At 72.3% G+C, this 12,170-nt stretch carries 14 protein-coding genes; 7 read left to right on the top strand and 7 right to left on the bottom strand.

Annotated features, from left to right (window positions below; genetic code table 11):
• Window positions 1-81: biotin carboxylase N-terminal domain-containing protein (locus tag IE124_RS33140; protein WP_306432456.1), on the bottom strand; the 81-nt coding region annotated here is incomplete at its 3' end.
• A 375-nt stretch (window positions 82-456) separates the two neighbouring features.
• Between IE124_RS33140 and IE124_RS33135 the strand changes: the two genes are divergently transcribed.
• Window positions 457-894, top strand: a complete 438-nt coding sequence (locus IE124_RS33135) for a hypothetical protein (RefSeq protein ID WP_229833130.1) — start codon at window positions 457-459, stop codon at window positions 892-894.
• A gap of 3 nt (window positions 895-897) precedes the next feature.
• Here IE124_RS33135 and IE124_RS33130 read toward each other — a convergent pair whose 3' ends face one another.
• From IE124_RS33130 to IE124_RS33125, 3 genes are all read right to left on the bottom strand, one after another.
• Entirely contained in the window at window positions 898-1,503 is a 606-nt protein-coding gene (locus IE124_RS33130; protein WP_189513580.1) for a Maf family protein, read from the bottom strand.
• Between the two features lie 29 nt (window positions 1,504-1,532).
• Window positions 1,533-1,661: a morphogenic membrane protein MmpB gene (mmpB, locus tag IE124_RS35470; protein ID WP_268246771.1), complete on the bottom strand. Its 129-nt coding sequence runs from the start codon at window positions 1,659-1,661 to the stop codon at window positions 1,533-1,535.
• A gap of 70 nt (window positions 1,662-1,731) precedes the next feature.
• Window positions 1,732-2,400 carry a TetR/AcrR family transcriptional regulator gene (locus tag IE124_RS33125; RefSeq protein ID WP_370468859.1) on the bottom strand — a complete coding sequence of 223 codons (669 nt, stop codon included), beginning with the start codon at window positions 2,398-2,400 and terminating at the stop codon, window positions 1,732-1,734.
• Window positions 2,401-2,470: 70 nt separating this feature from the next.
• Between IE124_RS33125 and IE124_RS33120 the strand changes: the two genes are divergently transcribed.
• Entirely contained in the window at window positions 2,471-3,865 is a 1,395-nt protein-coding gene (locus tag IE124_RS33120) for an MFS transporter (protein WP_189513577.1), read from the top strand.
• Between the two features lie 110 nt (window positions 3,866-3,975).
• On the opposite strand, the gene IE124_RS33115 is transcribed toward IE124_RS33120, so the two are convergent.
• On the bottom strand, window positions 3,976-4,188 hold the full coding sequence (locus tag IE124_RS33115; RefSeq protein ID WP_189513575.1) for an acyl-CoA carboxylase subunit epsilon: 213 nt from the start codon (window positions 4,186-4,188) through the stop codon (window positions 3,976-3,978).
• A 27-nt stretch (window positions 4,189-4,215) separates the two neighbouring features.
• Window positions 4,216-5,817 carry an acyl-CoA carboxylase subunit beta gene (locus IE124_RS33110; RefSeq protein WP_189513573.1) on the bottom strand — a complete coding sequence of 534 codons (1,602 nt, stop codon included), beginning with the start codon at window positions 5,815-5,817 and terminating at the stop codon, window positions 4,216-4,218.
• A gap of 134 nt (window positions 5,818-5,951) precedes the next feature.
• On the opposite strand from IE124_RS33110, the gene IE124_RS33105 reads away from it, so the two are divergent.
• From IE124_RS33105 to IE124_RS33090, 4 genes are all read left to right on the top strand, one after another.
• Window positions 5,952-6,803 carry a biotin--[acetyl-CoA-carboxylase] ligase gene (locus IE124_RS33105; protein WP_189513572.1) on the top strand — a complete coding sequence of 284 codons (852 nt, stop codon included), beginning with the start codon at window positions 5,952-5,954 and terminating at the stop codon, window positions 6,801-6,803.
• 172 nt (window positions 6,804-6,975) lie between these two features.
• On the top strand, window positions 6,976-8,139 hold the full coding sequence (locus IE124_RS33100; protein ID WP_189513570.1) for an adenylate/guanylate cyclase domain-containing protein: 1,164 nt from the start codon (window positions 6,976-6,978) through the stop codon (window positions 8,137-8,139).
• A 64-nt stretch (window positions 8,140-8,203) separates the two neighbouring features.
• Complete coding sequence (locus tag IE124_RS33095) at window positions 8,204-8,992, top strand: enoyl-CoA hydratase/isomerase family protein (RefSeq protein WP_189513568.1); 789 nt, start codon at window positions 8,204-8,206, stop codon at window positions 8,990-8,992.
• Between the two features lie 103 nt (window positions 8,993-9,095).
• Window positions 9,096-10,232: a GGDEF domain-containing protein gene (locus tag IE124_RS33090; RefSeq protein WP_189513566.1), complete on the top strand. Its 1,137-nt coding sequence runs from the start codon at window positions 9,096-9,098 to the stop codon at window positions 10,230-10,232.
• On the opposite strand, the gene IE124_RS33085 is transcribed toward IE124_RS33090, so the two are convergent.
• The gene (locus tag IE124_RS33085; protein ID WP_189513564.1) at window positions 10,220-11,260 is read right to left on the bottom strand and encodes a hypothetical protein; all 1,041 of its coding nucleotides are present in this window, start codon (window positions 11,258-11,260) and stop codon (window positions 10,220-10,222) included. The genes IE124_RS33090 and IE124_RS33085 overlap by 13 nt on opposite strands.
• Window positions 11,261-11,541: 281 nt before the next feature.
• On the opposite strand from IE124_RS33085, the gene IE124_RS33080 reads away from it, so the two are divergent.
• Window positions 11,542-12,114 carry a dihydrofolate reductase family protein gene (locus IE124_RS33080; RefSeq protein WP_189513562.1) on the top strand — a complete coding sequence of 191 codons (573 nt, stop codon included), beginning with the start codon at window positions 11,542-11,544 and terminating at the stop codon, window positions 12,112-12,114.
• Window positions 12,115-12,170: the final 56 nt, after the last annotated feature.

Genomic DNA, 12,170 nt, shown 5'->3' with positions numbered 1-12,170 from the left:
GCTGCCGATACCGGCGTCCCGGCACGCCCGGGCCACACGGACAGCGATTTCGCCACGGTTGGCGATGAGCACCTTGCGCACGATGGCTCCCTCTCCTTGAAACAAGCTGAGTTTAGGGACTGCCGACACGGCCTTTCGACCCGTCCCCAGTGGTGAGCTTGCCCACACGGAGCGTGACCCCGGGCCTGCTCGGGTCGTGAATTCCCTTGTCGCACCACGGTACGCAGGGTTCCTTTACGGCACAGTAGCTCCGAGGTGTGGCGCAGGTCTCTGTTCGTGCGGCCAGTCGCGATTCGGGTTTCTTTGTCGGGTCTCTACGAATGGCCCGGCGATTCTTTGCCGGAGGGTCGGCCACCGCCGTCCGTGTGCGAACTCTTGTCCGGGGGTTTACCGGCCAGTAGCCTTCGCGCAGTCGTTCGTACTGCCGGTAACAGGCGAATTCAGGGGGTGGCCGAGGTGGCCCGCAGACCGATAGCTCTCGTCACGGCGGCGGTGCTCTTCCTCGAAGCGCCCGGCATCGTCGCGATCAACGGCATCATGGCGGGCTTCGTGGAGGCCCAGTCGATGTCCCTCGACGGCATGGACCCCGACGCCATGGTCGCCGGCACCTGGGGCCTCGGCATCGGCTCCGGCGTCGCGCTCGTCCTGTGCGCCCTCGTCGCCCTCGTCGCGGGCATCCGCGACCGCCGCCCCGGCCGTGCGGGCCGGGGTCTGCTCATCGGCTGCGCGGTCGTGCACGGCATCCTCGGCGCGGTCGCCGTCGGTCTGATCGGCTGGGGCGCGTTCGCCTTCCTGATGGCCGTCGTCGGACTCGTCGTCCTCACCCTGGTGGCGTACGGGAAGGCGGACGGCGAGGGTGCCGGTGCCCCGGAGGAGGCACCGGCAGCCGTCTGACCGTCAGGTCCAGAGGTCGGTGATCTCGACGTCCAGCTTGCGGAGCAGCGTGCGCAGCAGCGGCAGCGACAGGCCGATCACATTGCCCGGGTCGCCGTCGATGCCGTCGATGAACGGGGCCGAGCGGCCGTCCAGGGTGAACGCGCCCGCCACGTGGAGCGGTTCGCCGCTCGCCACGTAGGCGGCGATCTCCGCGTCCGTCGGCTCGCCGAAGCGGACGACGGTGGAGGCCGTGGCCGACTCGTAGCGCTTCGCGGCCGTGTCGTACACGCAGTGGCCGGTCTGGAGGATGCCGGTCCGGCCGCGCATGGCCTTCCAGCGGGCGGTGGCCTCCGCGGCGTCGGCCGGCTTGCCGAGGGCCTGCTTGTCGAGCTCCAGGACCGAGTCGCAGCCGATGACGAGCGCGCCGAACACCTCGGGCCGGGCGGCCACATGGGCGGCCTTGGCCTCGGCGAGGGCGAGCGCGAGCTCGGCCGGGGTCGGCGCCTGGACCTTGTCCTCGTCGACGCCGCTCACGATCACCTCGGGGGTGATCCCGGCCTGCCGGAGCAGCCCGAGCCGGGCGGGGGAGGCGGAGGCGAGGACGACGCGGCGCGGATCAGCAGTCATGAGGCCAGCGTAGTCAGTGCCGGCGCTCCTCAGCGCGCACCGACGACGAGCATTAAGAGCACCATCGCGACGCCGAGCACGATGCCGCCGCGGCGGAGCATCTCCTGCATGTCGCGCAGGAACTTCGGCGGCTGGTTCTTGGGGTCGGACCACAGCATGCTCCGATCCTCCGCGCGGGGCGCGCGGGGCGCCTGAGTACGGATACTCAAGCGCCCCCGTACCGAGGGACTATTCCTGCCCGATGGGGTCGCCGGACGCGCCCTGCGGGCGGGTGAACACCCCGCCGCGGGCCGCCGCGAGCGCCGCCTCCGCGGCCCGCTCCGCCACGTCCGCGGTGAGCTCCTCGTGGGTCACGGCGAAGCGGTAGTAGAGCGGCGCGGAGACGGCGCGGAGCAGCTCCAGCGGGTCCGTCTCCGCCGGGATCTCGCCGCGCTCCGCGCCCCTGGCCACGACCGGGGCCCATTCGGCGAGCCGGGTCCGGTAGAAGCCGGCGAGCGCGCGGGCGCACTCCTCGTCGCATGCCGCGGCGGCGATGACCGCGTGGAAGACGGCGCCCACCCGGGGATCGGCCAGGGTGTCCCGTACGAGTTCGGCGTTGGCCCGCAGGTCGCCCGCGAGGCCGCCGGTGTCGGCGGCGGGCAGGGACTGCTCCGCCATGTCGTGCAGGAGGTCGGTGACGAGGCCGACGGGGGAGCCCCAGCGGCGGTAGACGGTCGTCTTGCCCACACCGGCGCTGGCGGCGATCCGGTCCATGTTGAGGGCGTGGAAGCCGGTCTCCGCGAGGGCGTCGCGGGTGGCGTCGAGGACGGCCCCGCGGACCTTCGCGGTGCGGCCGCCGGGGCGCAGGGTGCCGGGCGAGGCCGGTCGGCTCTCAGTCAAACGGGTCTCCTGTTCCATTAAGTCCTTCGACTCTGCTACGGTACGGGACATCTTAACGGAACCAGTCTCCCATTAAGGAGTTCTCCGCATGGTCGCCCTGGATCTCCCCACCCCCACCGAACGCGCCGAGGACCGGATGACCGGCCGGATGCGGCTCGTCCTCGTCGTGCTCCTCCTCGCCCAGTTCATGCTGGCCGTCGACTTCTCGATCCTGAACGTGGCCCTGCCCGTCATCGGTCAGGGACTCGGCTTCACCCTCGGCGGCCTCCAGTGGATCGCCACCGCCTTCGCCCTCGCCGCCGCCGGATTCACCCTGCTCTTCGGGCGCGTCGCCGACCTGATCGGACGCCGCCGCCTCTTCCTCGGCGGCATGGCCCTCCTCGGCGTCTCCTCGCTCGTCGGAGGCCTCGCCACCGGCCCCGAGATGCTCATGGCCGCCCGGGTCGCCCAGGGCCTCGCCACGGCCGCCGTCACCCCCGCGGGGCTCTCCCTGCTCACCGCCTCCTTCCCGGAGGGCCCGCTGCGCGCCAAGGCCCTCGGCCTGAACGGCGCCCTCATGTCGGCGGGCTTCACCACCGGCGCCATCCTCGGCGGCGTCCTCACCGACCTGCTCTCCTGGCGCTGGGCGTTCTTCGTCAACGTGCCGGTGGCCCTCGCCGTCCTCCTCGTCGCCCCAGCCGTCCTGAGCGAGAGCCGCCCCGCCGTCCGCCCCCGCCTCGACGTCCCCGGCGCGGTCAGCGTCACCGGCGGACTCCTCGCCCTCGTCTACGGCCTCACCGTCGCCGGCGAGCACGGGTGGACCGACCCCACCGCGCTCACCGCCCTCGCCACCGGAGCCGCCCTCCTCGTCGCCTTCGTCCTCGTCGAACGGCGCGCCGCCTCACCGCTCGTCCCCGTCCACGTCCTGAAGCGCCGCACCGTCGTCTGGGGCAACCTCGCCGGGCTCGTCGCCTTCGTCACCGAGACCTCGCTGGTCTTCCTCATGACGCTGTACCTCCAGGACGTCCTGGGCTTCTCGCCGCTCGCCGCCGGCCTGTCCTTCGGCGTCCTCGGCGCCGGCACGATCCTCGGCGGCGTCCTCGCCTCGCGCTTCATCGGCCGCTTCGGCGCCCGCGCCGCCCTCGTCACCGGCGGACTCCTCCAGGCCGCCGCCACCCTGGCCCTGTACGGGCTCGGCGACGACCGCGGCAGCCTCGGACTGCTGCTCGCCGCGACCTTCGCCGGCGGTGTCGGCAACATGCTCGCCATCGTCGGCTTCATGGTCACCGCCACCTCGGGCATCCCCGACGGCGAGCAGGGCATGGCGACCGGCCTCGCGACCATGACCCAGCAGATCGGCATCACCATGGGCACGCCGGTCATGAGCGCCGTCGTCGTCACCGCGCCCGTCCTCCTCGACGGCATCGGCCTCGCGGTCCTCGTCAACGCCGCGATCGTCGCGGTCGGAGCCGTACTTGCCGGCGTCTTCCTCCGCCGTACGTGAGCGCCCGTCACCGGGACGACACGCGAAAGGCCCCGGGCCCGCGCGAGGCCCCGGGCATGCGAATGGCCGGACCCCCCGCACACGGGGTCCGGCCTTCCGGCATCCGACGGCTACACGGGCCAGTACGACCTGGCCCAGGCCCTGGGGCCCGGCCGGTGCCGTACCGCACGCGCGATCCGCGAGGGATCCGACCATCCTTCCGGTACGGCCGGGCCGCCGCCCTCGGCGGACGCCGCCGCCGTGGCCGCGGCCCGGGCCTGGACCACCGCCAGTGCGGCGGCCAGCTCCTCGGGCGTCGGGTTTCCTCGTACGACCTTGATCACAACGGCTCCTTCATCGCTCGTACGCGGCTACAGCGGGATGTTGCCGTGCTTCTTCGGGGGAAGGGATTCCCGCTTCGTGCGGAGCTGACGCAGCCCCTTCACGATCTGCGGGCGGGTGTCCGAGGGCATGACCACACCGTCGATGTAGCCGCGCTCGGCCGCGATGTACGGGTTGAGCAGGGCGTCCTCGTACTCCTGCATCAGCCGCGCCCGCACTGCGTCCGCATCGTCCCGGCCCTCAGCCTCCGTGATCGTCCGGCGGTGCAGGATGTTGACCGCGCCCTGCGCGCCCATCACCGCGATCTGCGCGGTCGGCCACGCCAGGTTCAGGTCGGCGCCCAGGTGCTTCGAGCCCATGACGTCGTACGCGCCGCCGAAGGCCTTCCGGGTGATGACCGTGATCAGCGGGACCGTCGCCTCGGCGTACGCGTAGATCAGCTTCGCGCCGCGCCGGATGATGCCGCCGTACTCCTGGTCCACACCCGGCAGGAAGCCCGGCACGTCGACGAACGTCAGCACCGGGATGTTGAAGGCGTCGCACGTCCGGACGAACCGCGCGGCCTTCTCCGAGGCGTTGATGTCGAGGCAGCCGGCGAACTGCATCGGCTGGTTGGCGACGACACCGACCGGGAAGCCCTCGACACGGCCGAAGCCGGTCACGATGTTCGGCGCGAACAGCGCCTGCGTCTCCAGGAACTCGCCGTCGTCGAGGACGTGCTCGATGACCTTGTGCATGTCGTACGGCTGGTTGGCCGAGTCCGGGATCAGCGTGTCGAGCTCGCGGTCCTCGTCCGTCACCTCGGTGTCCGCGACCTCGGGGAAGGCCGGCGCCTCGGAGAGGTTGTTCGACGGCAGGTAGGACAGCAGGGACTTCACGTACTCGATGGCGTCCTTCTCGTCACCCGCCATGTGGTGCGCCACGCCCGAGGTCGAGTTGTGCGTCCGGGCGCCGCCCAGCTCCTCGAAGCCCACGTCCTCGCCGGTCACCGTCTTGATGACGTCCGGTCCCGTGATGAACATGTGCGAGGTCTGGTCCACCATCACCGTGAAGTCGGTGATCGCGGGGGAGTACACCGCGCCGCCCGCGCACGGGCCCACGATCAGGGAGATCTGCGGGATCACCCCGGACGCGTGGGTGTTGCGGCGGAAGATCTCGCCGTACATGCCGAGCGCGCTCACACCCTCCTGGATGCGGGCGCCGCCGGAGTCGTTGATGCCGATGACGGGGCAGCCCGTCTTCAGCGCGAAGTCCATCACCTTGATGATCTTCTGGCCGTAGGTCTCTCCGAGCGCACCGCCGAAGACCGTGAAGTCCTGCGAGAACACGGCGACGGGACGCCCGTCGACCGTGCCGTAGCCGGTGACGACACCGTCTCCGTACGGGCGGTTCTTCTCCAGACCGAAGTTGGTCGACCGGTGGCGAGCCAGCTCGTCCAGCTCGACGAAGGACCCCTCGTCGAGCAGCAGGGCGATGCGCTCACGCGCGGTCAGCTTGCCCTTCGCGTGCTGCTTCTCCACCGCGCGCTCCGAGCCGGCGTGCGTGGCCTCGTCGATACGGCGCTTGAGGTCCGCGATCTTGCCCGCGGTCGTGTGAATGTCGATCTCGTACTGCTCTGCCGGCTCGGACATCGGGATGCGGCTCCCTGCCTGGTCACGGGGGGTTCGTTGACTACGAATGGGCTACTGCTGGCCTACTGACCCGTAGCGTATCGACGCGGATACGGTTCGGCACTGCGGTCTTTGCCACACCTACTCTGGCTTGCATGACGACCTCTCAAGGCTCCGACCGGCCCTGGTCCGACCTCGACCGGCCCCCGCTGAACGCCCCCGCCCTGCGCCGCGCGCTCGTGCAACCCGACGCTCTGTGGACCTCGCTCGACGTGGTCAGCACCACCGGCTCCACCAACAGCGACCTGGCCGCCCGCGCCGACGAGCTGCCCGAGGGCGCGGTGCTCGTGGCCGAGGAGCAGACCTCGGGCCGCGGCCGCCTCGACCGCACCTGGACGGCGCCCGCCCGCTCCGGACTCTTCCTCTCCGTCCTCCTCAAGCCGGACGTGCCCGTGCACCGCTGGGGCTGGCTCCCGCTGCTCACCGGCGTGGCCGCCGCGACCGGCCTCGCGAAGGCCGCTGGGACCGACATGTCCCTCAAGTGGCCGAACGACCTGCTGGTTTCCGTCGGAGGCGAGGAGCGCAAGACCGGCGGCATCCTCGCCGAGCGTGCCGGAGACGACGCCATCGTCGTCGGCCTCGGCATCAACGTCACCCTCCGCGAGGACGAGCTGCCCGTCCCGGCCGCCGGCTCCCTCCTCCTCGCCGGCGCCGTCTCCACCGACCGCGACACCCTCCTGCGGGCCGTTCTGCGCTCCCTGGAGCAGTGGTACGGCGACTGGGTACGGGCCGACGGCGACCCCGCCGCCTCCGGCCTCCAGGCGGCCTACGCGGCCGGCTGCGCGACCCTCGGCCGACGTGTCCGGGCCGACCTGCCCGGCGAGCGGATGCTGGAAGGCGAGGCGGTCGCCCTGGACGGCGACGGGCGCCTCGTCGTGGCCACGGAGGGCGGCGGCACGGAGGCCGTCGGCGCCGGCGACATCGTCCACCTGCGGACCCCGAGCTGACCTGGGACGTGGACGCCCACCCTCCGGGACGGGGTGGGCACACCCCCACCGCGCGAAGGCGGCAGCCGTTCGCGCGTGAGCCAGCACACACCTGCCGTATCGTGGAGCGCGATCCAAGCGACAGATCGGCAGGACACGTGGGCAGCGGCAGGGAACGGGCAGGAGGCGGCCGGTGACCGTCGACGACGCGAACGCGGGCGACGGCACCGAGCCGACCGCGAACCCCACCCCCGAACCGCCCACCTACCCCACCCCGCACCACGAGGTCGACCACACGGCCGAGCCGAGCGACGACCCGCTCGCCATCCGGCTGGAACAGCTGATCCTCGGCGCCGACCGCCGCTACACGCCGTTCCAGGCCGCCCGGACCGCCGGGGTCTCCATGGAGCTCGCCTCCCGCTTCTGGCGCGCGATGGGCTTCGCCGACATCGGCCAGGCCAAGGCCCTCACCGAGGCCGACGTCCTCGCGCTGCGCCGCCTCGCCGGTCTCGTCGAGGCCGGACTGCTCAGCGAGCCCATGGCCGTCCAGGTCGCCCGCTCCACCGGCCAGACCACCGCCCGGCTCGCCGAGTGGCAGATCGACTCCTTCCTGGAGGGCCTCACCGAGCCGCCCGAACCCGGCATGACCCGCACCGAGGTGACATACCCCCTCGTCGAGCTGCTCCTGCCCGAGCTGGAGGAGTTCCTGATCTACGTGTGGCGGCGGCAGCTCGCCGCCGCGACCGGCCGGGTCGTGCAGGCCGCCGACGACGAGGAGATGGTCGACCGGCGGCTCGCGGTCGGCTTCGCGGACCTCGTCGGCTTCACGCGCCTCACCCGCCGCCTTGAGGAGGAGGAGCTCGGCGAGCTCGTCGAGGCCTTCGAGACGACCTGCGCCGACCTCGTCGCCGCGCACGGCGGCCGGCTCATCAAGACCCTCGGCGACGAGGTCCTCTACTGCGCCGACGACCCCGGCACGGCCGCCGAGATCGCCCTCCGGCTGATCGAGACCCTCGGCCACGACGAGACGATGCCCGCACTGCGCGTCGGCATCGCCTTCGGCACCGTGACCACCCGCATGGGCGACGTCTTCGGCACGACCGTGAACCTCGCCAGCCGCCTCACCTCGATAGCCCCCAAGGACGCCGTGCTCGTCGACGGCGCGCTCGCGGCGGAGCTGTCCAGGACCGGGGACGCGCCCGCCTCCGAGGCGGAGGCGGCCGAGGAGGCGGTCCGCGCGGAGAAGGAGGGCCGGCAGGCCGCCACGTACCGCTTCGCGCTCCAGCCGATGTGGCAGAGGCCGGTCCGAGGCCTCGGCGTCGTCGAACCCTGGCTCCTGACCCGCCGACCGAATTAGGATCTCGGGTGAACGCCCGTTAACCATCGTTAACGGGCTCCGGTCCGTCGGGAGGGTCTGCGGCATGTCCGAGCAGCGTTTTGGTGAGTTCGTGGTGGTCCGGAAGGACGGCCACGTGGCCGAGCTGGTCCTCGACCGGCCCAAGGCGATGAACGCGGTCTCCTCCGAGATGGCCCGCTCCCTCGGCGCGGCCTGCGACGCGCTCGCCGCCGACGCCTCGGTCCGCGTCACCGTCCTCACCTCCTCGAACGACCGGGCGTTCTGCGTCGGCGCCGACCTCAAGGAGCGCAACTCCTTCACCGACGCTGAGCTCGTCCGCCAGCGACCGACCGCCCGCGCCGCCTACACCGGCGTCCTGGAGCTGCCGATGCCGACCGTCGCGGCCGTGCACGGCTTCGCCCTCGGCGGCGGCTTCGAGCTGGCGCTCGCCTGCGACGTGATCGTCGCCGACGGGACCGCCGTCGTCGGCCTCCCCGAGGTCTCCGTCGGCGTCATCCCGGGCGGCGGCGGTACGCAGCTCCTCCCGCGCCGGGTGGGCGCGGCGCGCGCCGCCGAGCTGGTCTTCACGGCGCGCCGCGTGGAGGCGGAGGAGGCCCGCGAGCTGGGCCTCGTCGACCTCCTGGCCGAGGACGCGCGGACGGGCGCCCTGGAGCTGGCAGGCCGTATCGCGGTCAACTCGCCGGTCGGGCTGCGCGCCGCGAAGAAGGCCATGCGGCTCGGCCAGGGCCTGGACCTGCGGGCCGGCCTGGAGGTCGAGGACGCGGCGTGGCGTTCGGTGGCGTTCTCGGGGGACCGGGCGGAGGGCGTGGCGGCGTTCAACGAGAAGCGGAAGCCGGAGTGGCCCGGCGAGTGATCCTCCCCGCCACACACTCCCCCCGCATCCCTATTTGCACTAAATGTCACTTTCCGTGACGTCTCGCAGAGGAAAACGGGTCAAACCTCCCTAAGCTGGAGGAATGGGTGAGGACGTACGGCTGCGGGCCGTAGTGGCGCTGGCGCAGGGGATGGCGGCGGCGCACACTCCACGCGAGTTCTGGCGGGCGGCGGCGCTCGGGTCCTGCGAGGGGCTCGACGGCACGTTCGCCGCCCTCTCCGTCTGGGAGCGGGACCACGGCAGACTCAAGGTCCTGGTCAACGCCGGGGAGCGGGCCGTGGGCGAGGAGGAGTTCCCGGACTCGGAGACGTATCCGGTGCACCAGTTCCCCGAGATCACCGAGTTCCTCCACGAGCAGTGGGCCGGTGGCGGCGAGCCGGACGCCTGGGTGGAGACGGCCGACGACCGGGTCCCCACCGGCCGCGTGACGGGCCTGCGCAGGCGCGGCCGGGGTTGCTGCGTGGTCGCCCCGATCGTGCTGCACGGCCGGGCCTGGGGCGAGCTGTACGTGGCGCGGCCTCCCGAGACGAAACCTTTCACCCGGGCGGACGCCGACTTCGCGACCGTCCTCGCGGCGGTCGTCGCGGCCGGCATCGCCCAGGCGGAGCGCCTGGAGGAGGTCCGCAAGCTGGCCTTCACCGACCCGCTCACCGGGCTCGCCAACCGGCGGGCCGTCGACACCCGTCTGGACGAGGCCATCGAGCGCTACCGGGCCGACGGCTCCGTCGTCAGCCTGATGGTCTGCGACCTCAACGGCCTCAAGCGGGTCAACGACACCCACGGCCACGCCGTCGGCGACCGGCTCCTCGAACGCTTCGGCTCGGTCCTCTCCCGCTGCGGCGCCCGGCTCCCCGGCGCGCTCGCGGCGCGTCTGGGCGGCGACGAGTTCTGTCTCCTGACGGTCGGTCCGACGGCGGACGAGGTGGTCGCGGTCGCCGAGGAGCTCTGCGTACGGGCGGCGGAGCTGGAGCTCGGCGAGGGCGTGGCCTGCGGGGTCGCGTCCACGGGCGACCCGATCGGCCCGCTCAGGTCGGCGCGCCGCCTCTTCCGGCTCGCGGACGCCGCCCAGTACCAGGCGAAGGCCGCGCGCTCGGCGAAGCCGGTCGTGGCGGGCCGGGACGGCACGGTCATCCGCCTGGCCGACGCCCCGCCGGGAGCCCGCGACCGCCGTCGCTTCCGCGACGCACCGCCGGTGGAGCCGCCGCCTCAGGAGCCCTGAGGCGGTACGGGGCCGGGGTTCGGGCCGGGGTCGGGGTCCGGGTCGGGCGCCGCGCAGGCCGGGCAGAGGATCTCACCCGCGACGGGCCGGAACAGCATGGGCTGGACGTGTCTCCCGGAGCACTCCACGGCGCCTTCGAGCCGAGCGGAGAGGCGCGGGGGCCCGTGCGGGGCCGGTGGCGGCGCGAGGGGCGGCACGTCCCGCAGCAGGTACCGCACGAGCCCTCCCGGCCGGTGTACGGGCGTCCCGGCACCGGGCAGGCCGCGCCGGATGTGCTCGTGGACGCCGGCGGAGGTGTGCCCGGCGGCGAGCCAGCGGGAGACGAGGAGGGTGAGTTCGTCGCGCATGCCGGGCGGGATGTACCGGAGGGCGGGGGAGAGGGCGGGGAGGGCGCCGACGAGGGCGCGGGCTTCTTCGGTGAGTTGTGGGTCGGGGGTCGCTCCCGGTTCCGTCTCGGGATCGGGCTCGGACTCGGGCTCGGGATCGGGCTCGGACTCGGGCTCGGGATCGGGCTCGGACTCGGGCTCGGGCTCGGACTCGGGCTCGGGCTCGGGCTCGGGCGGAGGGTTGGAGGTGTTTCCCTCCGGTGTTTTCTCTGGATGACCGTCGGTCGACGGGCTCGTCGGACGACCGACGGCCGGAGGGCTGGCGCTCGGCGCCACCTGCGGATGGACCCGCTCGATGCCGGTGTGGGCGGGCATGCGGGCGAAGACCTTGGCGGCTTCCTCGGGGCGTAACGGCGTGCTGGAGACGAGCTGTTGGGTGGCCCAGAGCCCGCCGGCCAGCTGAACCCTGCGCTCGTGCACGTATCCCTCTGCCTTGAGCTGCCGCTTGGCCGTGGTGAAGGAAGTGGCCCCGATCCGGGCGCGCTTGGCGGTTTCGGAGAGGGTTTCGCGGGCGTGGGCGGGGAGGGAGAGCTGCCAGGTCAGGAGGCGCGTGGCATGCGAGTCGAGACGCGGATGCCGGATGAGGGCGTTGGTCAGTTGGGTGAAGTCGCGCGAGGGCGCGATAAAGTTGCGGTAGATCACGGTGGAGGCCTTGTTCCACTAGTGGTTCAGGCCCTCGCGGACGGTTGCAGCCGTCGTCGGGGGCCGATTTGTTGCGAACGTACCGCACGGCATATGCCCGCGACGACACGCTGGGTGAAGACCGCCCGTACGAGTGACCTCGACTCAGGGGCCTCTCTGGCCGAAACAAGTTGGCCGAAAGAATTCCTCCTGGGATGTCGAAGGGCGTCGCCCGGCTCCGACTTCATGGCGAGAGCGAGCCGCAAGGGCGGTGCGCGACACGGACGTCAGGCGGAGACACCATGGGCCAGATCATTCACTTCGTGCACCAGTCCCTCGACGGCTTCATCGCCGGGCCGAACGGGGAGTTCGACTGGCCGGCCATGGGTCCGGAACTCTCGGCCTACACGGACGAGTTGATCGCCGGTGACACGGTCTTCCTCTACGGCCGCAAGGTGTGGGACCTGATGTCCGGCTTCTGGCCGAACGCCGAGACGTACTCGCAGGACCCGCACGACCTGGCCTTCGCGCCGGTCTGGCTGGAGACCCCGAAGGTCGTGGTCTCCCGGAGCCTCGCGGGCCAGGACCTCGACTGGAACACCACCCTCGTCTCCGAGAACGTCGCCGAGGAGCTGAGGGCGCTCGCGGCGAGCGGCAAGAACCTGGTGCTGTTCGGCGGTGCGGACCTGGCCGCCCACCTCGGCGCGGCCGGTGCGATCGACGAGTACCGGGTCGTCGTCCACCCCGTCGTCCTGGGCGGCGGCACCCCGACCTTCCACCCCGCCGAGAACCGCACGGAGCTGGAGACGGTGGAGACCCGCACCTTCGACGGCCGGTCGATCCTGCTCCGCCACCGCGTCGTGCGCGAGGGTTAGGGAGTGCCCGGCGGGTGCGTCAGCCCCACGGGCCGTCCCGATCCGCCCGTGTGGGG

This window comes from Streptomyces narbonensis, assembly GCF_014649015.1.
GTDB lineage: Bacteria > Actinomycetota > Actinomycetes > Streptomycetales > Streptomycetaceae > Streptomyces > Streptomyces narbonensis.
This window is presented reverse-complemented; position numbering and strand designations above follow the sequence as displayed.

Excerpts from the sequence above, each read along its gene's own strand:
- IE124_RS33125 (WP_370468859.1), bottom strand. The coding sequence starts at position 2,400 with ATGGAACAGGAGACCCGTTTGACTGAGAGCCGACCGGCCTCGCCCGGC.
- IE124_RS33095 (WP_189513568.1), top strand. The coding sequence starts at position 8,204 with ATGTCCGAGCAGCGTTTTGGTGAGTTCGTGGTGGTCCGGAAGGACGGC.
- IE124_RS33090 (WP_189513566.1), top strand. The coding sequence starts at position 9,096 with ATGGGTGAGGACGTACGGCTGCGGGCCGTAGTGGCGCTGGCGCAGGGG.
- IE124_RS33120 (WP_189513577.1), top strand. The coding sequence starts at position 2,471 with ATGGTCGCCCTGGATCTCCCCACCCCCACCGAACGCGCCGAGGACCGG.
- mmpB (WP_268246771.1), bottom strand. The coding sequence starts at position 1,661 with ATGCTGTGGTCCGACCCCAAGAACCAGCCGCCGAAGTTCCTGCGCGAC.
- IE124_RS33110 (WP_189513573.1), bottom strand. The coding sequence starts at position 5,817 with ATGTCCGAGCCGGCAGAGCAGTACGAGATCGACATTCACACGACCGCG.
- IE124_RS33105 (WP_189513572.1), top strand. The coding sequence starts at position 5,952 with ATGACGACCTCTCAAGGCTCCGACCGGCCCTGGTCCGACCTCGACCGG.
- IE124_RS33130 (WP_189513580.1), bottom strand. The coding sequence starts at position 1,503 with ATGACTGCTGATCCGCGCCGCGTCGTCCTCGCCTCCGCCTCCCCCGCC.
- IE124_RS33080 (WP_189513562.1), top strand. The coding sequence starts at position 11,542 with ATGGGCCAGATCATTCACTTCGTGCACCAGTCCCTCGACGGCTTCATC.